At 56.6% G+C, this 19,689-nt stretch carries 23 protein-coding genes; 6 read left to right on the top strand and 17 right to left on the bottom strand.

Features of this window, described 5'->3' with window-relative positions:
* Positions 1–8 precede the first annotated feature (8 nt).
* From ppnP to V1603_RS08110, 5 genes are all read right to left on the bottom strand, one after another.
* Positions 9–296: a pyrimidine/purine nucleoside phosphorylase gene (ppnP, locus tag V1603_RS08130; protein ID WP_008503270.1), complete on the bottom strand. Its 288-nt coding sequence runs from the start codon at positions 294–296 to the stop codon at positions 9–11.
* Between the two features lie 71 nt (positions 297–367).
* Positions 368–1,045, bottom strand: coding sequence for an AroM family protein (locus V1603_RS08125; RefSeq protein ID WP_116341659.1), 678 nt, complete (start codon positions 1,043–1,045; stop codon positions 368–370).
* Positions 1,046–1,282: 237 nt separating this feature from the next.
* Positions 1,283–1,474 carry a protein YaiA gene (gene yaiA, locus V1603_RS08120; RefSeq protein ID WP_013095817.1) on the bottom strand — a complete coding sequence of 64 codons (192 nt, stop codon included), beginning with the start codon at positions 1,472–1,474 and terminating at the stop codon, positions 1,283–1,285.
* 44 nt (positions 1,475–1,518) lie between these two features.
* Positions 1,519–2,043, bottom strand: a complete 525-nt coding sequence (gene aroL, locus V1603_RS08115) for a shikimate kinase AroL (protein ID WP_163330408.1) — start codon at positions 2,041–2,043, stop codon at positions 1,519–1,521.
* Positions 2,044–2,187: 144 nt separating this feature from the next.
* The gene (locus V1603_RS08110; protein WP_010428006.1) at positions 2,188–2,646 is read right to left on the bottom strand and encodes a YaiI/YqxD family protein; all 459 of its coding nucleotides are present in this window, start codon (positions 2,644–2,646) and stop codon (positions 2,188–2,190) included.
* A 97-nt stretch (positions 2,647–2,743) separates the two neighbouring features.
* Here V1603_RS08110 and proC point away from each other — a divergent pair, with 97 nt between their 5' ends.
* The gene (gene proC, locus V1603_RS08105; protein WP_041911103.1) at positions 2,744–3,553 is read left to right on the top strand and encodes a pyrroline-5-carboxylate reductase; all 810 of its coding nucleotides are present in this window, start codon (positions 2,744–2,746) and stop codon (positions 3,551–3,553) included.
* A 14-nt stretch (positions 3,554–3,567) separates the two neighbouring features.
* Here proC and adrA read toward each other — a convergent pair whose 3' ends face one another.
* The 5 genes from adrA to V1603_RS08080 all read right to left on the bottom strand — a co-directional run bounded on the left by adrA (position 3,568) and on the right by V1603_RS08080 (position 7,919).
* Positions 3,568–4,671 carry a diguanylate cyclase AdrA gene (gene adrA, locus V1603_RS08100; protein ID WP_395313746.1) on the bottom strand — a complete coding sequence of 368 codons (1,104 nt, stop codon included), beginning with the start codon at positions 4,669–4,671 and terminating at the stop codon, positions 3,568–3,570.
* A gap of 102 nt (positions 4,672–4,773) precedes the next feature.
* Positions 4,774–5,094, bottom strand: a complete 321-nt coding sequence (gene psiF, locus V1603_RS08095; RefSeq protein WP_116341665.1) for a phosphate starvation-inducible protein PsiF — start codon at positions 5,092–5,094, stop codon at positions 4,774–4,776.
* A 287-nt stretch (positions 5,095–5,381) separates the two neighbouring features.
* Entirely contained in the window at positions 5,382–5,642 is a 261-nt protein-coding gene (gene iraP, locus V1603_RS08090) for an anti-adapter protein IraP (RefSeq protein ID WP_061099070.1), read from the bottom strand.
* Between the two features lie 210 nt (positions 5,643–5,852).
* Positions 5,853–7,067 carry a multidrug efflux MFS transporter gene (locus tag V1603_RS08085; protein WP_395313745.1) on the bottom strand — a complete coding sequence of 405 codons (1,215 nt, stop codon included), beginning with the start codon at positions 7,065–7,067 and terminating at the stop codon, positions 5,853–5,855.
* A 168-nt stretch (positions 7,068–7,235) separates the two neighbouring features.
* A complete protein-coding gene (locus V1603_RS08080) occupies positions 7,236–7,919 on the bottom strand; it encodes an extensin family protein (RefSeq protein ID WP_395313744.1) in 684 nt (227 codons plus the stop codon).
* 103 nt (positions 7,920–8,022) lie between these two features.
* On the opposite strand from V1603_RS08080, the gene ddlA reads away from it, so the two are divergent.
* Positions 8,023–9,123 (top strand): D-alanine--D-alanine ligase, encoded by a 1,101-nt coding sequence (ddlA, locus tag V1603_RS08075; protein WP_320719695.1) that lies wholly within the window; start codon positions 8,023–8,025, stop codon positions 9,121–9,123.
* Here ddlA and V1603_RS08070 read toward each other — a convergent pair.
* Positions 9,120–9,350 carry a DUF2754 domain-containing protein gene (locus V1603_RS08070; RefSeq protein ID WP_028012119.1) on the bottom strand — a complete coding sequence of 77 codons (231 nt, stop codon included), beginning with the start codon at positions 9,348–9,350 and terminating at the stop codon, positions 9,120–9,122. The two genes, ddlA and V1603_RS08070, sit on opposite strands and share 4 nt — an antisense overlap.
* A gap of 250 nt (positions 9,351–9,600) precedes the next feature.
* Here V1603_RS08070 and V1603_RS08065 point away from each other — a divergent pair, with 250 nt between their 5' ends.
* Entirely contained in the window at positions 9,601–9,900 is a 300-nt protein-coding gene (locus V1603_RS08065) for a DUF2755 family protein (RefSeq protein ID WP_014882725.1), read from the top strand.
* On the opposite strand, the gene V1603_RS08060 is transcribed toward V1603_RS08065, so the two are convergent.
* The 3 genes from V1603_RS08060 to V1603_RS08050 form a co-directional block, all read right to left on the bottom strand.
* The gene (locus tag V1603_RS08060) at positions 9,897–10,994 is read right to left on the bottom strand and encodes a DUF1615 domain-containing protein (RefSeq protein ID WP_163330403.1); all 1,098 of its coding nucleotides are present in this window, start codon (positions 10,992–10,994) and stop codon (positions 9,897–9,899) included. The genes V1603_RS08065 and V1603_RS08060 overlap by 4 nt on opposite strands.
* A gap of 14 nt (positions 10,995–11,008) precedes the next feature.
* Complete coding sequence (gene sbmA, locus V1603_RS08055) at positions 11,009–12,229, bottom strand: peptide antibiotic transporter SbmA (protein WP_116341675.1); 1,221 nt, start codon at positions 12,227–12,229, stop codon at positions 11,009–11,011.
* Between the two features lie 115 nt (positions 12,230–12,344).
* On the bottom strand, positions 12,345–12,878 hold the full coding sequence (locus V1603_RS08050) for an isochorismatase family protein (RefSeq protein ID WP_116341677.1): 534 nt from the start codon (positions 12,876–12,878) through the stop codon (positions 12,345–12,347).
* A 204-nt stretch (positions 12,879–13,082) separates the two neighbouring features.
* Between V1603_RS08050 and ampH the strand changes: the two genes are divergently transcribed.
* The 3 genes from ampH to V1603_RS08035 all read left to right on the top strand — a co-directional run bounded on the left by ampH (position 13,083) and on the right by V1603_RS08035 (position 17,179).
* A complete protein-coding gene (gene ampH, locus V1603_RS08045; protein WP_061099077.1) occupies positions 13,083–14,243 on the top strand; it encodes a D-alanyl-D-alanine-carboxypeptidase/endopeptidase AmpH in 1,161 nt (386 codons plus the stop codon).
* Positions 14,244–14,407: 164 nt separating this feature from the next.
* Complete coding sequence (gene hemB, locus V1603_RS08040) at positions 14,408–15,382, top strand: porphobilinogen synthase (protein ID WP_061099078.1); 975 nt, start codon at positions 14,408–14,410, stop codon at positions 15,380–15,382.
* Between the two features lie 72 nt (positions 15,383–15,454).
* Positions 15,455–17,179, top strand: a complete 1,725-nt coding sequence (locus V1603_RS08035; protein WP_395313743.1) for a lysophospholipid acyltransferase family protein — start codon at positions 15,455–15,457, stop codon at positions 17,177–17,179.
* 68 nt (positions 17,180–17,247) lie between these two features.
* Here the strand turns inward: V1603_RS08035 and tauD are convergent, their stop codons facing one another.
* Genes tauD through tauB form a run of 3 tightly spaced genes read right to left on the bottom strand, consistent with a single transcriptional unit; the run spans position 17,248 to position 19,687 of the window.
* A complete protein-coding gene (tauD, locus tag V1603_RS08030) occupies positions 17,248–18,099 on the bottom strand; it encodes a taurine dioxygenase (RefSeq protein WP_116341681.1) in 852 nt (283 codons plus the stop codon).
* Entirely contained in the window at positions 18,096–18,923 is an 828-nt protein-coding gene (gene tauC / locus V1603_RS08025) for a taurine ABC transporter permease TauC (protein WP_163330399.1), read from the bottom strand. The genes tauD and tauC overlap by 4 nt, the downstream gene beginning before the upstream one ends.
* A complete protein-coding gene (gene tauB / locus V1603_RS08020) occupies positions 18,920–19,687 on the bottom strand; it encodes a taurine ABC transporter ATP-binding subunit (protein ID WP_395313742.1) in 768 nt (255 codons plus the stop codon). Before tauB ends, tauC begins: the two co-directional genes overlap by 4 nt.
* Positions 19,688–19,689 lie beyond the last annotated feature (2 nt).

The raw sequence follows: 19,689 nt of genomic DNA, 5'->3' as shown, positions 1-19,689 counted from the left end.
CTTATTTTTTATTTCAGGTAGCGGCACAGATAAGAGGTCGGCTCAGCAACCTGCAAATGGAACTCGCTGTGGCCAGGTACGTTGAAAACTTGCCCGGCAGCGTAAACTTTCCATTCCGTTTCACCCGGCAGTAAGACGTTCAGCGCGCCGCTGACCACCGTCATCTCTTCCGCTTCAGCCGTGCCAAAGGTGTATTCCCCTTCAGCCATCACGCCCACACTGGCGCGGCCAGTGCTGCTGCTGGTAAAACCGATGGATTTCACTTTACCGGAAAAGTATTCGTTACTTTGAAGCATGAACTGGCCCTTATATTCAGAGATAAAAATTCACTATAGGGGCCATGCTCATCACCTGTCACGCAAAATCATTACGTCAGAAGCTCTGAGGCCAGGCGAGCCATCAGAACGTTGGATAACAGCACCGGCACGTCCAGCGCCTTTTGCAGTAAATCGCGGTGATGCTGGTGGAAACCAAGACAGTCCAGAATCAACACATCTGCCCCTCTCTCCAGCAGCGCCTTCCCGGCAGCAATGAGTTTAGCCTCGCTGTCCCAGAAGGGATTTGCCAGCGCATACAGGGGCGTTTTTTCGAGCACATGCCATTTTGCTTCCTGGTTGTCCATGAGCTCCTCAATGGGCACAATGACCCCAACCTGGTGCCCGTCAACAATGGAGGCCACCAGCGGAGGAATAATGCGCATTGGCTCAAGCAGAATCGCATTACGCGCAATGAGTCCCTTAATGGGGGCGGTACTCATCAGCAAAATAACGTCATACGCTTGATTATCGAGTACTTCTATTACAGCCTGCAGCGAACGCTCAATTTTCTGTCGAGAAACATGCGCCAGTTTACCGTCGCTTAATAACGTCGCCAGGGGATCCTCCCCCGCCTCTACAGCGTAGTCTTCCATGACCTCTTCCCGACTCATCTTACCCAGCAGGCTAAGATGCGTGATCTGTTGTTCAGATACATGCTCGGTTAAGAGCGGTAACACTTCGCTTACAGGGACCACACCAATGGTGAGGATCGCCAACGTTGCCTTCATCTTCTTCGCCTTCCATCACTACAAAAACGTGTACACAGGTACAGGCTCACTACGCTGCACAGTTCGTTTTTTCAACAAAACAGCACCAAGCGTAGCAGGCGATCTCTGTCCCGAAATGTAAAGATCGCCTGCCGGTAACGGAGCTACCTGTAATAACTAAATATTAACTCCTGCTTAACATTTGCGATGAGTAAAAAGTGTGATTCAGGCACGGTATTGGAGCGTTTAGGAAAACATTCATGACTTATCGGGATCTTCGTAGCGCCGTTTGGCATCCAGCGCTTCCTGTTCAGTCTCATGTTCACTGATCAGCGAGTCCGGTTTGGGGTGATCGGCACGCAGCTGGTACCAGGTGACAGTCTGGTCGCCATTGCCTTTTTCAACGGTAACAATACGTGCTTCGCGCGGATAGGGAGGTCTGGTTGGCATAGCTCATCCTTTTTTTATGTCTGAGCTATCAGTATAGACGGCGGTTAGCTGGCACACGCCAGACGCAGGGCGGTAATAATCTGAATTACCACATCTTCCGGGGCCGCAGAGGCATCCACAACATGGTGCGCCGCTTCACGGTACAGGGCATCGCGCTCGGCCAGCACTTCGCTCACCTCTTCGCTGAGCGGCCTTGACGTCAGCGCCGGGCGTTGTCCCTCTTCAGGAAATGCCTCAAGGCGCCCGACCAGCGCCGCCACCGGCGCGCAGAGATAGATCACAATGCCTTTTTCGCGCATAAAGTGACGATTACATTCGGCCAGAACAATGCCGCCTCCCGTCGCAATGACGGCTGACGGCGTGGTGACCGCTTTCAGCGCGGCCGTTTCGCGGGCGCGAAAGCTTTCCCATCCCTCTTGCTCCACGATGTCTGCAATGGTTTTGCCGGCCTCGGTCTGCAGCCAGTGGTCGGTATCAATAAACTGACGATGACACGCGCGTGCCAGTTCCAGGCCAACGGTGGTTTTCCCACAGCCGCGGGGGCCAACTAAAAAGATGGGTTGGGTCATAGCCAGGTGTTCCCCTTGATGCCGAATGGCTGAAGAGTGTAAAGAAATAATTGCAGAAGATGTGTCGATTACTTTACTGCAAAGCGGTACGGGATGACAACCCTGTGGAAGCCACACTGTACCACAAATTGACAATAATTATCATTACGCTGTACGGCGCTTCACTTCCAGCAGCCATTTATCCAGTTCGGCGGCAAACTGCTGGCGATCGCGCTGGGACAGGCTGTCCGGTCCACCGGTCTGCACGCCGCTGGCCCGCATCGTATCCATAAAATCGCGCATGGTGAGCTTTTCACGAATGGTTGAAGGCGAATAACGTTCACCGCGTGGGTTGAGCGCCGCCGCCCCTTTCTCCAGCACTTCAGCCGCCAGCGGTATGTCGGCGGTAATAACCAGATCCTCCGCGCTGCACAGACGAACTATTTCGTTATCCGCTACGTCGAACCCGGCCGGCACGCGCAAGGAGCGGATGAACCGCGAAGGCGGTACGCGAATATTCTGGTTCGCCACCAGCGTCAGCGGCATCTGAACGCGCTCGGCGGCGCGGAATAAAATCTCTTTAATCACATTCGGACACGCGTCCGCATCAACCCAAATCGCCATATTGTCTCCCCATAATGACTCTGCCGACTATTGTCGCCTGCATTTCGTTGTTAAGCTATCAATCAGAGAAAACAACGCATAATGACGGAGAATCGTGATGGATAAGAAAATCGGGTTTATCGGCTGCGGTAACATGGGCAAAGCCATCCTGGGCGGCCTGATCGCCAGCGGGCAGGTCCTGCCGGGTCAGATTTGGGTCTATACCCCGTCACCGGATAACGTCGCCGCGTTGCGCGATCAATACGGGATCAACGCCGCCGAAAGCGCGCAGGAGGTGGCCCAGGTTGCCGATATCGTCTTTGGTGCCGTTAAGCCGAACATCATGATCAAAGTGTTAAGCGACATCACCTCCAGCCTGAATAAAGAGACGCTGGTCGTGTCGATTGCCGCGGGCGTGACGCTCGATCAGCTGGCCCGCGCGCTGGGCCACGACCGTAAAATCGTCCGCGCGATGCCGAATACCCCCTCACTGGTCAACGCCGGCATGACCTCCGTCACCCCTAACGCGCTGGTGACCTCAGAAGAGGTAGCGGACGTGCTGAACATTTTCCGCTGCTTCGGCGAGGCGGAAGTGATTGCGGAATCGATGATCCATCCGGTGGTCGGCGTGAGCGGTTCAGCCCCCGCGTACGTCTTCATGTTTTTAGAAGCGATGGCGGACGCCGCCGTGCTTGGCGGTATGCCGCGCGCGCAGGCGTATAAATTCGCCGCACAGGCAGTGATGGGCTCCGCCAAAATGGTGCTGGAGACCGGTAAACACCCGGGAGAACTGAAAGATATGGTCTGCTCCCCGGCCGGTACCACCATCGAAGCGGTGCGGGTGCTGGAAGAGCGCGGGTTCCGTTCGGCCGTCATCGAGGCGATGGCCAAATGCATGGAAAAGTCAGAGAAGCTGAGTAAATCCTGATGTCTGGTCGGGCGTCAGGCCGCCACTTCGGTGCGGCCGCGCCCGGCATTTTTCGCCTTATACAGCGCCACATCTGCCGCCTTCAGCCATTCCCGATAGTGCACAAACTGCGGCCCCCAGGGAGCCACGCCCACGCTGATGCGCAGAGGCTCTTTCGGCGCACACGGTAACGAGAGCGTTTCCAGCCGCGCGTGAACCCGCGACATGACGGCGATGGCGCTTTCAGCGGCCGTCTGGGACATAATCACCGCGAATTCATCCCCGCCAAACCGGCCTATCGCATCGCCTGACCGCACCGACATCTGGAGCTGGCGGGTAATGGCCACGATAGCCTTGTCGCCCACGTCGTGCCCCCAGGTATCGTTGATGTTTTTAAAGTGGTCGATATCAATCAGCAATATCGTGGCGGTGCAGTGGCTCCGGCGACAGAGCTCAAACTCATTGCGCAGCAGCATTTCCCAATGTCGACGGTTAAAGACCCCGGTCATGCCGTCACGGGTACTCATCATTTCCAACCGCCGCTTATGTTCCGCCAGCCTGACGGCAGTGCGATGGCTAAGCCAGGCAAACAGCATGGGATAAAGCATAAGGACGGGAAGCGTTAAGCCCCACTCCAGCGCTCCCGGATTAAAGGGCACCACGCGGCCAACGAGAGGTAATGTGACCAGCACGGAAAGCGTGGTGAGTGCCATCCCTGAAATAAACAGACGACAGCCGCCTGAGCCCATCATATTTATACCCACCATCATCACCAGCGCTGCCGCAGGTAACGCATAAACTCCCATCACGCCAATCCATAGCCCGGCGATAATGGCATCCATCTTAAGGTTGAAGATCTCCTGCTGAAGAGGTGAAGCGGCGCGGCAGGATAACTGCCAGGCGAAGTGCGGCCAGACGAATGCCCACCCCACCAGTAACAACCACCAGCCGCCGGGTAAAAAATGGCTGACCAGCATTTCTGCCACGGGGAAAAACATCGCCGCCAGCCCGACAGCGCGCGCCAGCCGAACTCGCCTGGCGAGCTGGAAGCCGGCGCGGTGAGGGTCATCCTGAGAAAGAGTTAAACTCCACTCTTCCCGAATGCGCTTTTTGGTGTAATACGTTTCATCATTCATCATTTTTGGGAATATTCTGAAACATTTTCCCAAATTATAGAGAGGGAGTCTGCGGGGAAAGTATGAAATTTCGGGTGAGCAGCCCGCGCCGCTCACCCGTTAGAACTACACTTTTTTCTTCAGGCAGGCACTCATGAACTTGCTGCGATCGTCTCCCTTCAGGGACTGTTCGGTCGCTTTCGCATTACACTCGCGCATTTTTTGCTGCTGCGGCGTCAGGCTTTTTTCGCCGGGTTTCGTGGCGCCGTTTTTCAGGCAGTCGCTCATGTAGGTTTTACGCGCATCCCCCTTGAGACTCTGGGACGTCGCCTGTTGATTGCAGGTGGTCATACGTTGCTGCTGCGGCGTGAGCGTTTTCTCTTCCGCATTCGCCGAGGAGATCAGGAACAGGCCGGAGAACAGAGTAACCAGTAATGTTGTTTTCATTGCACCATCCTTTTGTGAACATTCCCTGTAAGTCTGGTTCGTGACAGAAAAAAAACCACCCGGCAGATGTGATTTCCGCCGGGAATTTATCATTTCATATCCAGCGCGCCGAAATGGACAGTCTCGGCATAAATAGCCGGGGTAATTAACAGGGGAAGTAACGCGAAGAAACATGCGCTCTGTTTCAATTTATTTTATCAAGGTACCAATACATAAAAAATAAAACAGAGCGACTACAGGCATCCGGCATGACAATTTTATGACATGTCAGCACCGTCCGTAACGGCTTAACTGCGCGGATGCCTCAACAGCTTCTTTACGTATTGCTGCAGCAACTCGGCATCCTCTGGCGGAACCTGCGTATCGGGCCGCGCCTTGTCCAGCGCCCCTTCGATGCTATCAATTAACGCCTGCTGGTCAGATGTTGCCATCTGCCGCAGCAGCGCCGTGACAACGATTTCCAGCGCTTCGACCTGGGCGACCAGTTCTTTCGACTCCTCTTCCTTTTGTGCAAGCTTGACCAGCAACTCAGCAATGAGATTCTTCATCGTGCTATTTCCTTATGGGATTTTCTCTGAAATTAACACCAGGAATGAAATATGCAAAGCGGAGAAAAGTATTATCTTATGCAAAAGTGACGCTGTCGCCAAATTAGCGCCCCGGCATTTTCAGCGAAACGTTTTTCTATAAAATAAACGCCGCATTTTGTTATATAAAAATGCGGCAACCATAAGAATATATAATACATCTAACAACGGTTATTTCGCCGATTTCGACTCCGCTATTTGCCTGCGGCGACGCAGGGCAATAGCCAGCTGAATAATATTGATTAAAACGACTATCGCCGTCGCGGCAAATACCCAGCGAAAACCCGCCATTGCAGAAACGGATGCGCCAATAAGCGGACCGGCAACGTTGCCTAAATACATAAAAGACTGGTTATAACCAAAAATACGCCCCGTGACCTGGTCGCTGGAATATTTGACCAGCAACGTCTGTACGGCAGGCAACATAGCGCCATCCGCGAAGCCGAGTAAAAATCGCAGCACGCCCAGCTGAAGCGGAGAGGTAACAAACGACATGGCGAAAAAGAGCACCACCGCAAAAATCAGCGTCGCCATCAGGATGCGCGCCGTGCCGATCCTGTCACCTAACTTGCCCAGGCGCGGGGCAGAGATCAGCGCGGAAACGCCCGGCACGGCGGCAATCATGCCGCTGAGAAAGGCGATATTGTTGCTGTCAGGCTCCATCGACTTAATAAACAGCGCCAGAATCGGGCCGACCGAACCGTTGCAGAGCTGGATCACCATGGTGGTGACAAACAGGCTAATCACGAGTCCCGGGTAAGGCAGCGAGGCGAAGACGGCCCTGCCGCTCAGGCGCTCAGATTTACTGATAACGGGGCGGCCACCCTCTTTGATAAGAAAGAGCGTAACCAGAAAGCTGATCACCAGCAGGATCGCGGTGATGATGAACACCGCGCGCAGCCTGACGTGGTCAGCCAGAAAGCCCCCCAGCAGCGGGCCGCCGATAACGCCGCTGATCTGGGCGGTAGAGAGCGTACTCAGCGCCCAGCCGCTGCGCTCGCGCGGCACCTGAGAGGCAACCAGCGCCATGGCGTTGGGAATATACCCGGACGTCAGCCCCATCACCGCCCGCAGGAAAAACAGCTGCCAGACGTTGGTGGCAAAGGCCTGGAGCAGAATAGCTATCGCCATCCCGAGCGAGGCGCGCAGCAGCATCAGCTTGCGCCCTTTCCTGTCGGCCAGGCTGCCCCACATCGGTGACACAATGGCGGAAACCAGAAACGTGACGCTGAACGTCAGGCCGGACCACATGGAGAGCGCTTCATGCGAGGTGACCCCCAGCTGCGAGACGTACAGCGGTAAGAACGGCAGGATCTGGCTGATGGCAAGCCCTGTAAAGAAGCAGCCGAACCAGACCGAGATGAGATTAACTTTCCAGGATTCCATACAGAAATAGTCTTCATTTTTAGGCGAATTCGCCGTCAGATTAGCAAGTTACGCGCCTTAACGTCGCACCAGAGATGCGGCCTTGCTGACTTTGGTGTTTTATCTTCCCAGTCATCATATTTGTGAAATAAGTCACAAATCATCCATTTTCTGGCGGAAGATTATGCTTCAGCGACAGAGGCCAAAACCGCGCATTCCCAGATGAAAATGGCTGGCGTGCGCCGCGTTATACTCCGGCCCAAGACCGTTACCGTAGTAGCCGCAGCTTGCCGCCAGCAGAGCCTTCAACCAGGGCTGCGTTTTTGCCGATTTCCAGCCCTTCAGCACCGTAACATGCTCCCCGTTCGCCAGCCGAAAAGCGGCGATATCCAGCGCCTCTGCCGTGGCATGCTCGCTGCGCCGCGCATCGGGCCGGTGGTAGATATTGCGGCAGGCAAAGCTGCCGAGGTGCTCAATGCCGGTCAGTTCACTGCCGGTGAAGCGTTTAGTCAGGGGCCGGGCTTGCTGGCTGACAAACAGGGCCGAGCTGAGCGCCAGCGGACAGCTGGCAAGAAAACTGCCGTTCAGGCTCACCGGGCCGAAGTCTCGCACGCGCACGACGTCGCTCAGCGGACATTCCCCGCCGCTGTCAGCGACCGCCTGGGTGCGAATAAGGTTTCTTTGATTAGCCTGCGCTAACAGGCTCGAGCAGGCTTCGGGCGTTAAGCGCCGAAGTTTATACTGGGTAATGCGGCCAGGCGGGTCGTCCAGGGTCAGCGGCGTGAAGGGGTTGTAGTAAGACGGCAACCAGCGATAGCCCGCCGTTGCGATTGCCCCAAGGATGAAAACGATCAGCAGCGTTTTTCCTTTCACTCTCCCCCCTCACTGTTCCCCAAAACATTATGGCAGAAGGCCGCGAAACCCGCAGGGCATCGTGGTATGTTATTGGCTTTTCGTCAGACTGGAAGAGAGTGAGATGGCAAAGCAGCGCGTAGGTATTGTCTTTGGGGGAAAATCAGCAGAGCACGAGGTGTCATTGCAATCGGCTAAAAATATCGTTGATGCGATCGATAAAAGCCGTTTCGACGTGGTGCTGCTGGGCATTGATAAACAGGGCCAGTGGCACGTTAACGATGCCAGCCAGTATCTGCTGAATGCCCACGATCCGGCGCACATCGCCCTCAACCCTTCGGAGATCAGCGTCGCCACCGTACCCGGCGTCATGAAGGGACAGCTCATCGACGCAGGCAACGCGCAGGCTCTCGCCCAGATCGACGTGGTCTTCCCTATCGTGCACGGCACCCTGGGCGAAGATGGTTCCCTGCAGGGGATGTTGCGCATGGCCAACCTGCCGTTCGTCGGCTCGGACGTACTGGGCTCCGCCGCCTGCATGGACAAAGACGTCACCAAACGTCTGCTGCGTGATGCCGGCCTGAATATCGCACCATTCGTGACGCTCACCCGCGCCAACCGCGATAAGCACAGCTTCGCGCAGATCAGCGCTGAATTGGGTCTGCCGCTGTTTGTTAAGCCGGCCAATCAGGGATCCTCCGTGGGCGTCAGCAAAGTCACCAGCGAAGCAGAGTTCACGCAGGCCGTTCGTATGGCGTTTGAGTTCGACCATAAAGTGGTGGTTGAGCAGGGGATCAAAGGCCGCGAAATTGAGTGCGCCGTGCTGGGCAACGATTTTCCACAGGCGAGCACCTGCGGTGAAGTGGTCTTAAACAGCGACTTCTACTCCTATGACACCAAATACATTGATGATAAAGGCGCACAGGTTGTCGTTCCGGCGAATATCGATCCGGCGATCAACGACGCGATCCGGGCGATCGCCATTCGCGCCTATCAGACGCTCGGCTGCAGCGGCATGGCGCGCGTAGATGTGTTCCTGACGCCGGAGAACGAAGTTGTTATCAATGAAATCAACACGCTGCCGGGTTTCACCAACATTAGCATGTATCCAAAACTGTGGCAGGCCAGCGGGCTAGGCTACTCTGAGCTGATCACCCGCCTGATCGAACTGGCGCTGGAGCGTCACGCCGCCGACAGCGCCCTGAAAAGTTCCGTTAACGGTTAATCGGCACCCTTAGCCGTCTCCTCCGCTGTCGTCTCTTCCGGACGACGGCGGATAATCAACCCTGCGAGCCAGAAACTGATTACCCAGGTCACCAGGCCCACGGCATAGGTTTGCCAGCCTTTTGCCTCAAATCCCAACAGCCCCACGACGCCGTTAAGAATAAAAATCAGACCAATAGCAAAGGCGTAGTAGTGCCAGTCACGGCGAAGTTTGGACGTGAGCTTCATAACAACTCCGGCAGGGAAAAAAAGACATCCTCTCACAGTTTTACCGCCAGGTCTGTGGCAGATGCGGAAATTCTGAAACGCGGCGCAGTTTCATTTAAGTTAACAAATTGTGACATGCTGCAGAAATCAACAATCCAGGAGAATTCCTGAGCGAAAATTACCACGATTCTGATATTGACAAATGCGATGACCTGTCAAACTCACTCCGTAAGACGCGTATTAAAACAGAGTGATATCTCGGGAGGTCAACATGGCTGACTTTACATTGTCGAAACCGATTTTTGGCGGCAAACCAAAAACCTCCACGGCGGGTAATATCGCGTATGCCCTGTTTGTCCTGTTCTGTTTCTGGGCTGGCTCCCAGCTGCTCAATATGCTGGTGCACGCGCCAGGCGTTTATGAACACCTGATGCAGGTGCAGGATAACGGACGCCCGCGGGTTGAAATCGGGTTTGGCGTGAGCACGCTGTTTGGCCTCGTTCCCTTCCTCGCGGGGTGTATGATTTTAGGCGTTGTCGCGCTCGTCCTGCGCTTTCGTCGTCGCCATTAAAGCCCCATACAGCGAGCCCGTCGATCGTCCACGCGTTTCGCGAACCATGCTGTTGTCAGGTTACGCGTGATCTTAGGGCTTTCCAGCTGAATACCCGGCAGAATAGCCCTCGGTAACGTTTTCCCACTCTTCTTCTCTGCAAGGGCAAATACCTTCTTGTAGAGATCCGTTTTCTCAAACGCCAGGCTGTCGCCTTTCTCAAGCTGACGCCGAATGTCGCCATTACTCATATCAAGCGCTGTCGATAATTTCCGGATCGCCCGCTCGGTGCTTCCCGCCTCGCTGCTGCCGTAGGCGATAAGATCGCCGTCCAGCGCCAGCTTGACGCCGCTTGCGCGGCTGACCGCACTCTGAAACGCCGCGTTACGGCTGGCATACCAGCCCGCGTTAAAGTCTGCAAAGCGGTACAGCGGCTCGCTGTAGTTCGCCGGATAGTTCAGCAGATGATACGTGCCGAACCACAGCCCGCCGCGCAGGGAGAAGACCTCCTGACGCACCGTACCGTCAATTTCCCACGGGTAGCCGTCGGTATGCTTCTCAGCAAACGCAATGCTCACCTGCATCGGGCCGCCGGTGTGAACCGGATTCAGCGAGCCAAACAGTTTCTGTCCCATCGGCACCATGTTAATGAAATCATCAAAGATGGCGCTGAGCTGTTTTTCGGTTTTCACCGTGTCCAGCCGTTCGCTGTAGCTTTTACCGTTTGGCGAGGTGATTTTCAGCGCGGTATGCACGAGGAACACCGGGATATGCATTGATTCCGCGCGGCGGTCAATCTCTTTCCAGGCAATTTTGTTGAGACCCGGCACCACCGGGTCTGACTGGTACATCGACTCCTGCTGCGCCACCGCCAGCACCGAGCAGATATTCTCCTCGGTAGGGGCAATCTTCTGGCTTTCGAAGGTTTTTGCCAGCGCATCGGCCCACGCATTGCGATCCTTCACGCTGGCGGGCATTTTTTGCCGCACAACACTTGCCACATCCACGGGCTTCTCACCCTTTTTAAGCGGAGTCGCCCCTTTTTCGGCACAGCCCGCCAGAACGAGGGCAGCCAGCAAGGACAACGGTAACGCACGCGGTAAGGCAAAAGACATAGCAACTTCCTGTATTAGCTAAATGTGTTGGTGACTTCCTGCAGGTCACGATCGCCCAGCTCATGTTCAAAGCTGCGCAGACGTTTATAGATAGACATCAACTCTACCAGCGTGGTCCAGGAGTTGATCAGATACTGGAATGAGTTTCTGACCTGATCGAACACGTTCGTAATCTGGGTCAGTAAGCCCAGCGTGATTGTTCCCGCAACAATAGATGGGAACAACAGGAATAGTCCAAAAACAGTATCGACCTGCAGATAGAAAATACGGGCAATATTGAAATACATGTAGTGGAAATAGAGCCTGAAGTAGTTGAAACGGACGTTGCGGAACAGCTCTTTTATCGTCGGGGGCGCAGCGCGCGTTGGGTCGTCCTCTCCGTAGACCAGTTCCTTACGATAGGCCGCTTCAACACGCTGGTTCTTAAACTCTAAGCCCGGCAGCTTAATCCCGACGACGGCAAGCAGGCCTGTGCCCATAAGCGACCAAATCAGCGCCGGGATGAGCAGGCCGTACGGTAAATGTCCGACAATCGGCAATGCTGAAATATGGGGAGAAAGCGCGACCAGAATCGGTAAGAACGCAAACAGTTTCAGGATGGCATTAAGCAGGCTGACGCCCATATCCTCAAGCGTTGACGCGAAACGCATGGTGTCTTCCTGAACGCGCTGAGCAGCACCCTCAATATGACGCAGACGCTCCCAGTGCGTCATGTAGAATTCGTTCATCGCCGTACGCCAGCGGAAGACGTAATGGCTGACGAAGAAATTATTCAGCACCGCCACGGTGACAGCGATCATCGCAATGCCCATAAAAATTTTTAACTGATTATAAAGCTCGCCGATTGGCACCCTGTTAGGGGCGCTCAGCGCTTTCTGGATGAGATCGTAGAACGGGGCATACCACGCGTTAATGGCTACGCTCACTTCGACCAGAAACCAGGTGACAAAAATAATCAGCGACGTTCCCAGAATGGACCACGTCTGCCAGCGATGAGGGGAATAATTAAACCAGAACAGCGCAAACAGCCCCACGCACAGCGCGTAATAGGCATAAAACAGCAGATAGCTGAACGACCAGAAGCGCGCCGCGCTAATTGGCACCTCGCCTGTCGCCCCCACGATGCGTGCCAGCCATGTACCGCCGCCCGCCAGCCAGAACACGACCGCGATCAGTGCCCAAATAAATGCCGACAGGAAAAAAGGCCCCGGCTTTGGGAAAAAAGACTTAAACATGATGCTTCCTTCTTGTTGTTATGGTTGTTGCTGTGCTCAACGCATTACCACACGAATACCTTGCCCGGGCCGGTCTCCCGGCTCGGGCAAAAAGGTCAGACCCGTGGGTTGATTATTAGTTCGCTTTCCAGTTTTCGAGAATTGTTTCGGTGCGTTTCACCGCGACAGGGTTCGCCGGCGCAATGAAGTTTCGCCAGACGTCGTTGTGATGGTTAATCAGGATGTGTGCTTCAGCTGCCGGGCGGTTGGCGGTGGTATGGGCATCTTCCGCCACGGTAATGTGGTAACCCCGGCTGACGCCATTTTTGACCGTGGCGTCAACGCAGTAGTCGGTGGCGCAGCCGCAAATGACAAACTCACGAATGCCCTGCTCGCGTAATAGCGTTTCTAGCGTGGTGTTGTAAAAAGCATCACACGCGGTCTTGGTCACGTACAGCGCGCCAGCGGGCTGATGGAGTTCAGGCAGCAACGCAAACCCTTCACTTCCCTCTTCCAGCCCCCCGGCCTCGGCATGCTGAATAAAAATCACCGTGTCGGCTGCCTGCGTAAGCTGGTTGATCAAAGAGACACAGTTCTTGCGCTGATGACGAGGGGTTTCAAACACCCCGTTCTGCATATCAACCACCATTACCACACGCTTTTCAGACATACCGTTCTCCGCAAGATTGAGTAACACTGGTACCTATCATAAGCCCGATGTCACAAAATGGGAGAGCGCTCGCAGGGAAATTCTTCATATTTACCCATGGTTACGTTTTTCTCGCTATGGTTATGCTAATCGGGGCATTGCACGGTGCCGATTAGTAGTATAAATACCCATTACTTTCCTCATTCACTTCATGGATGCTTTTCGTTGAAACGTTGTCTGCTCTCTTTTGCCGCGCTGTGTGCGGTGAGCTTCTCCACCGCCCAGGCAGCCCAGCCGCTGACGGCGCCCGTTTTGGCTTCAGATATTGCCGATCGCTACGCGAACCTTATCTATTACGGCAGCGGCGCGACCGGGATGGCAATGGTGGTCATCGACGGCAACCAGCGCGTTTTTCGCAGTTTTGGTGAAACGCGTCCAGGTAATAACGTTCGCCCGCAGCTGGATTCCGTTGTGCGCGTCGCGTCCTTAACCAAGCTGATGACCAGTGAAATGCTGGTGAAACTACTCGACCAGGGAGTGGTGAAGCTCGACGATCCGCTCAGCAAATACGCCCCGCCGGGTGCCCGTGTTCCGACGTATCAGGGCACGCCAATCCGCCTTGTGAACCTGGCAACCCACACCAGCGCTCTGCCGCGCGAGCAGCCGGGCGGTGCAGCGCACCGCGACGTTTTTGTCTGGCCAACGCGCCAACAGCGCTGGAACTACCTGAGTACCGCCACGCTGAAATCCGCCCCGGGATCGCAGGCCTCTTACTCGAACCTGGCGTTCGATCTGCTGGCGGATGCGCTCTCAGCGGCGGCGGGCAAACCTTATCCGCAGCTGTTTGAAGAGCAGATCACGCGTCCGCTGGGCATGAAAGACACCACCTTTACTCCTTCACCGGACCAGTGCAAACGCCTGATGGTGGCAGAGAAAGGCGCAAGCCCGTGTAACAACACGCTGGCGGCCGTGGGCAGCGGCGGGGTCTATTCCACCCCTGGCGACATGATGCGCTGGATGCAGCAGTTCCTTTCTTCGGATTTCTACTCCCGCAGCAGCCAGGCCGATCGTATGCAGACCCTCATTTATCAGCGTACTCAGCTGCACCGCGTCATCGGGATGGACGTGCCGGGTAAAGCCGATGCGCTCGGCCTGGGCTGGGTCTATATGGCGCCGAAAAATGGCCGTCCGGGCATTATTCAGAAAACCGGCGGCGGCGGCGGATTCATCACCTACATGGCGATGATTCCGCAGTCCAACGTGGGCGCGTTTGTGGTGGTCACCCGTTCTCCTAACACGCGCTTCGTTAATATGAGTGACGGCATTAATAACCTGGTGGCTGAGCTGAGCGCCAATAAAGCCCAGGTGCTTACCGCGTCTAACTGATCTTAATAATCTCAGGGCAAGCGGTTGATGTTAAACCGTTTGCCCCGAACGCTCCCCCTTCCGCAGTCTTGCATTATCTACCGCTAAACCGCCCACTTTAATAAACACCTCACGGTGCTTTCGGTTACACTAACCTTCTTTGTTCCACAAACATCAGGCATACCATGACCGATTTAATTGCACGTCCCCGCCGTCTGCGCAAGTCACCTGCACTGCGCGCTATGTTTGAAGAGACAACACTGACCTTAAACGATCTGGTGTTGCCGATTTTTGTTGAAGAAGAGATTGATGACTACAAAGCCATCGAAGCCATGCCGGGCGTGATGCGCATTCCTGAAAAATATCTGGCGCGCGAGATCGAACGCATCGCCAACGCGGGGATCCGCTCGGTGATGACCTTCGGCATCTCCCACCATACTGACGCGACCGGCAGCGATGCGTGGAAAGAAGACGGGCTCGTGGCCCGCATGTCCCGCATCTGCAAAGAGACCGTGCCGGAAATGGTGGTCATGTCCGACACCTGTTTCTGCGAATACACCTCCCACGGCCACTGCGGCGTGCTGTGCGATCATGGCGTGGATAACGATGCCACCCTACTGAACCTCGGCAAGCAGGCTGTGGTCGCTGCCGCTGCGGGTGCGGACTTCATCGCGCCGTCTGCGGCGATGGACGGCCAGGTTCAGGCGATCCGTCAGGCGCTGGATGCGGCAGGCTTTACCGACACCGCCATCATGTCCTACTCCACCAAATTTGCCTCCTCGTTCTACGGCCCGTTCCGTGAAGCAGCCGGCACGGCGCTGAAGGGCGATCGTAAGACCTATCAGATGAACCCGCTGAACCGCCGCGAAGCGATTCGTGAATCCCTGCTCGATGAAGCTCAGGGCGCAGACTGCCTGATGGTGAAACCAGCGGGCGCGTATCTCGACATCCTGCGCGACATCCGCGAGCGCACCGAACTGCCGCTGGGGGCATACCAGGTGAGCGGCGAGTACGCGATGATCAAATTCGCCGCGCTGGCAGGGGCTATCGACGAAGAGAAAGTGATCCTCGAAAGCCTGGGGGCGATCAAACGCTCGGGCGCGGATCTGATCTTCAGCTACTTCGCGCTGGATCTGGCTGAGAAAAAAATCCTCCGCTAATCTTCACCAAACTGCAATACAACCGACATCTGCTCCTTCTACTGTCTTCGCAAGACGGCAGGAGGAGTAATCATGTTTAGCCTCGATAGCGTTCTCGACGATCTTTGGCCTCAGGCGAGGCCTGCACCCTGGCAAAAAAGTCTGTTAAAAAGGCTGTTTTACGAAGAAGAATTCCAGCAGTTTGCCACCGCTCACCGCCACCTGAAAGGGCTGGATATGGTGGAGCAAGTTCTGGAACACCTTGATATTCTCTGCACCGTTTCCGCCCGCGATCTCGAACAAATCCCCGAACATGGCCCGCTGGTCATTATTGCCAACCACCCGACGGGCACCCTGGACGGGCTGGCGCTGATGTACGCCGTCTCCCGCGTGCGACGCGACGTTAAAGTCGTGACCAACCGGATGCTGACCCACCTTGAGCCCCTCAGTTCTCTGTTTATTCCGGTCGACAATATGGGCGGCAGGACGGCGAAGTCGTCCCTGGTTCAGATGGAGCAGCATCTGCAAAACGCGGGCGTGCTGATCTTCTTCCCGGCGGGAGAAGTTTCACGGCCCACGCGCAAAGGCATTCGCGATAAAAAATGGCACTCCGGCTTTATCAAACTCGCCAGCAAGCTGCGCGCCCCGCTGCTGCCGGTGCATATTCAGGCGCACAACAGCCTGCTCTTTTATGCCAGCACGCTGGTGTCGCCGACATTGTCGATGCTGCTGCTGATGCAGCAGATGTTCCGTCGCCGCCACAGCCAGCTGCCGATTAAAATCGGCCAGCAGATTGCGTGGAACAGCTGGTTTAGCGCTACCCTTTCGTCTCGTGAGATGGCCGAGCAGTGCCGTCAGCACGTGATGCGTCTTGGCAAGGGATTGCCTGGCGTCTTTAAAACCCAGTGTGCGATTGCCCGTCCGGAAGACCGGGCCACGCTGAGGCGTGAACTGGCGCAGGCCGAGTGTCTGGGTAAAACCAGCGACGGCAAAACCATCTACCTGTGGCAGCGCAACGGGCAGGAAGAGGCTCCTCTTCTACGCGAGCTGGGCCGCCTGCGCGAGATTGCGTTTCGTGCGGTGGAGGAAGGGAGCGGTAAACGCCGGGACACCGACAGCTACGATGATGATTATCTGCACCTGATCCTGTGGGATGAAGAGGATCTGGAGATTGTCGGCGCGTATCGCTTTATGCCAACGGCCATGCAGGTCGAAAAGCGCGGCGTTGACGGGCTGTACAGCTACAGCCTGTTTCACTACGACGACAAAATGCAGGACGTGCTGGAGCACGGTATTGAGCTGGGGCGCAGCTTTATTCAGCCGCGCTACTGGGGGCGTCGCGGTCTGGACTATCTGTGGTCCGGCATCGGGGCTTACCTGGCACGTTACCCTCACTACCGCTACCTGTTTGGGCCCGTCTCCATCTCCGGCGGCTTACCGCCTGCGGCGCGGGATCTGCTGGTCGCCTTTTACCGCCTGTGGTTCCCGGCAACGCATCCGCTGGCCGCGTCACGCCAGCCTTACCCGGCGTCGCTGCCGGACGTTCTCGCGCAGTTTGGCGGGGTGGATTACGTGGATGACCTGACAAAGCTGAAATCCCTGCTCGGTAATCTGGGCTGCGGCATTCCGCCGCTCTACAAGCAGTATTCCGAACTCTGTGAACCCGGCGGCGTGCAGTTTATTGATTTTGGCAGCGACCCGGCGTTTAACAACTGCGTAGACGGTCTGGTGCTGGTGGATTTGTGTTATCTGAAGGCGAACCGCTACCAGCGGTATATTGAGGCGCATTTAACACCCTCACCCCAGCCCTCTCCCTGAAAGGGAGAGGGTGAAAAACGTACCACACAGCCCCTCGCCCCTTTGGGGAGAGGGTTAGGGTGAGGGGATCAAGGCGCACGGTAAAACGGCTTATCCCCTAAAATCGTCGCCCGCTGCATAATCCTTCGCTGCGGCAGATAGTCCGCATTGGCATAGTGCTGCGTCACGCGGTTATCCCAGATCGCCAGGTCGTTCTCCTGCCAGCGCCAGCGCACCTGAAACTCCGGTTTAGTGATATGTGCGAACAGGAAACCTAACAGCGCCTCGCTCTCTTTTTCCGTCACGTCCACAATGCGCGTCGTGAACCCTTCGTTCACGAACAGCGCCTGCTTGCCCGTGACCGGATGGGTGCGCACCACCGGGTGCAGCAGAGGCGGATGCTTCGCCACCGCCTCCAGCCAGCGCTGGTGCTCCTCTTCGGTTTTACGGTACTTGTATTCCGGGAACGATTTTTTGAAGTCGTGCTCCGCCCGCAGCCCGCTCAGGAGCACCCGGAGCGGTGCAGAAAGCGCCTCATACGCCGCAATCCCGCTGGCCCACAGCGTATCCCCGCCCGTCTCCGGCAGCAGCTTCGCCGCCAGAATCGCCCCGGCGGGAGGCGTCTCGATAAAGGTCACATCGGTGTGCCAGTTGTCGTTATCCGGCGGGTTATCGTTGTGGGTGTCCAGAACGATAATCTCCTCTACCCCTTCCGCATGCGGATAGACCGGGTGGATATGCAGATCGCCAAAGCGCAGGGCCAGCGCGCGCTGCTGCTGCGGGGTGATTGCCTGCTCGCGCAGGAACACCACCTGATGGCGCAGCACCGCGTGGTACAGCTGCTCGAACTGGTTATCGCTCAGCGGACGGGTCACATCCAGGCCCGACACCTGCGCGCCAATGTACGGCCCCAGCGGGGTAATGGTCAGACGTTCACTCATTGTATTTCTCCATGCCAGGGCGTCAGGCGGCGCTGTAACGCGCGCAGCCCCAGTTCTAATCCGAAGGCGATCGCAGCAATTACCGCAATCCCTGCCAGCACCACGTCAGTCGCCAGGAACTCCCCCGCCGACTGCACCATAAACCCTAATCCTCGCGTGGCGGCGATCAGCTCCGCCGCCACCAGCGTGGACCAGCCCACGCCAAGCCCGATGCGTATCCCGGTTAAAATCTCCGGCAGCGCGCCCGGTAAAATCACGAACAGCAGCACCTGCGTGCGGCTGGCCCCCAGCGACTGCGCCGCGCGGATCCGCACCTGCTGGGCGCTCTTCACGCCCGCCAGCGCCGACATGGCAACCGGGGCGAAAATCGCCAGATAAATCAGCAGGATTTTTGACGTTTCACCGATGCCGAACCAGATCACCATCAGCGGCAGATAGGCCAGCGGCGGCACCGGACGGTAAAGCTCAATCAGCGGGTCGAGGATGCCGCGCACCGTCGGGCTTAGGCCCATCGCGATCCCGACCGGAATTCCGATAATCACCGCCGCCAGCAGCGCCACCAGAATGCGCGTCAGACTTGCCCCAAGATGCTGCCAGAGTGTGGCATCCATAAAGCCCTGCGGCCCGGCGATGGTAATGAGTTTGTCCAGCACCTGTCCCGGCGGCGGAAGAAACAGCGGGCTGACCCACTGCAGGGCCGCAACCGCCCACCACAATGCCCACAGTACAAGCAGCGTACCGACGCTCAAGGTGATTTGGCGCGAGAAAGGCCAGCGCAGCGCCAGACGCGTGCGGCGCGTTTTTTCACTGAAAACGATGCTCATGAGAACGCCTCCCGCTGCTCAAACACGCGGCTTAAGACGTATTCGCGCTGCTCAATAAACCGCGGGTCGGATTTGATGCTGCGCACGGGTTCGCCCGCGACGTAGCGGCGGGCGAAATCCAGCGGCAAGCGCTCCAGCACGCGCCCTGGCCCCGGCGAGAGCAGCACCAGCTCCGTCGCCATAAACACCGCCTCTTCGATATCGTGGGTAATTAACAGCACCTGCTTGCCCGTCTCATGCCACAGGCGCAGCAGCAGGGTTTGCATCTGCTCGCGGGTGAAGGCATCCAGCGCCCCGAACGGCTCGTCCAGCAGCAACAGCTGCGGATTGGCCGCCAACGCGCGGGCAATGCCGACGCGCTGGCGCTGACCGCCGGAAAGCTGCCAGATAAAGCGTTTTTCCGCCCCTTCCAGCCCGACCTTTTTCAACATCATCCGCGCCGTTTCCAGCCGCTGTTCGCGATTAATGCCCGCAAGCTGTAGCCCAAACGCTACGTTTTCCTGCACGTTACGCCAGGGAAGCAACCCTTCGTTCTGAAAGACCACCCCGCGCTCGGCGCTCGGGCCTTCCACCTTTTTGCCTTCCAGCTGAATGGTGCCGTGCTGATACGGTACAAACCCGGCGATCAGATTCAGCAGCGTGGTTTTTCCGCAGCCGGACGGCCCGAGCACTACCAGCAGTTCACCGCTGCCCAGCGTCAGGTTGATGTCCTCCAGCGCGGGTTTCCCACCGTAATCGGCGTACAGGTTCGTAATATTCAGCATGG

It is taken from the genome of Enterobacter sp. ECC-219 (assembly GCF_043966805.1).
GTDB classification, from domain to species: Bacteria; Pseudomonadota; Gammaproteobacteria; order Enterobacterales; family Enterobacteriaceae; genus Enterobacter; species Enterobacter cloacae_N.
Note: the sequence above shows the minus strand (reverse complement) of the source record. Positions and strands in the feature narration are given on the sequence as shown.

Coding starts and splice junctions, on each gene's coding strand:
- ppnP (WP_008503270.1), bottom strand. CDS start 296: ATGCTTCAAAGTAACGAATACTTTTCCGGTAAAGTGAAATCCATCGGT.
- V1603_RS08125 (WP_116341659.1), bottom strand. CDS start 1,045: ATGAAGGCAACGTTGGCGATCCTCACCATTGGTGTGGTCCCTGTAAGC.
- yaiA (WP_013095817.1), bottom strand. CDS start 1,474: ATGCCAACCAGACCTCCCTATCCGCGCGAAGCACGTATTGTTACCGTT.
- aroL (WP_163330408.1), bottom strand. CDS start 2,043: ATGACCCAACCCATCTTTTTAGTTGGCCCCCGCGGCTGTGGGAAAACC.
- V1603_RS08110 (WP_010428006.1), bottom strand. CDS start 2,646: ATGGCGATTTGGGTTGATGCGGACGCGTGTCCGAATGTGATTAAAGAG.
- proC (WP_041911103.1), top strand. CDS start 2,744: ATGGATAAGAAAATCGGGTTTATCGGCTGCGGTAACATGGGCAAAGCC.
- adrA (WP_395313746.1), bottom strand. CDS start 4,671: ATGATGAATGATGAAACGTATTACACCAAAAAGCGCATTCGGGAAGAG.
- psiF (WP_116341665.1), bottom strand. CDS start 5,094: ATGAAAACAACATTACTGGTTACTCTGTTCTCCGGCCTGTTCCTGATC.
- iraP (WP_061099070.1), bottom strand. CDS start 5,642: ATGAAGAATCTCATTGCTGAGTTGCTGGTCAAGCTTGCACAAAAGGAA.
- V1603_RS08085 (WP_395313745.1), bottom strand. CDS start 7,067: ATGGAATCCTGGAAAGTTAATCTCATCTCGGTCTGGTTCGGCTGCTTC.
- ddlA (WP_320719695.1), top strand. CDS start 8,023: ATGGCAAAGCAGCGCGTAGGTATTGTCTTTGGGGGAAAATCAGCAGAG.
- V1603_RS08070 (WP_028012119.1), bottom strand. CDS start 9,350: ATGAAGCTCACGTCCAAACTTCGCCGTGACTGGCACTACTACGCCTTT.
- V1603_RS08065 (WP_014882725.1), top strand. CDS start 9,601: ATGGCTGACTTTACATTGTCGAAACCGATTTTTGGCGGCAAACCAAAA.
- V1603_RS08060 (WP_163330403.1), bottom strand. CDS start 10,994: ATGTCTTTTGCCTTACCGCGTGCGTTACCGTTGTCCTTGCTGGCTGCC.
- sbmA (WP_116341675.1), bottom strand. CDS start 12,229: ATGTTTAAGTCTTTTTTCCCAAAGCCGGGGCCTTTTTTCCTGTCGGCA.
- V1603_RS08050 (WP_116341677.1), bottom strand. CDS start 12,878: ATGTCTGAAAAGCGTGTGGTAATGGTGGTTGATATGCAGAACGGGGTG.
- hemB (WP_061099078.1), top strand. CDS start 14,408: ATGACCGATTTAATTGCACGTCCCCGCCGTCTGCGCAAGTCACCTGCA.
- V1603_RS08035 (WP_395313743.1), top strand. CDS start 15,455: ATGTTTAGCCTCGATAGCGTTCTCGACGATCTTTGGCCTCAGGCGAGG.
- tauD (WP_116341681.1), bottom strand. CDS start 18,099: ATGAGTGAACGTCTGACCATTACCCCGCTGGGGCCGTACATTGGCGCG.
- tauC (WP_163330399.1), bottom strand. CDS start 18,923: ATGAGCATCGTTTTCAGTGAAAAAACGCGCCGCACGCGTCTGGCGCTG.
- tauB (WP_395313742.1), bottom strand. CDS start 19,687: ATGCTGAATATTACGAACCTGTACGCCGATTACGGTGGGAAACCCGCG.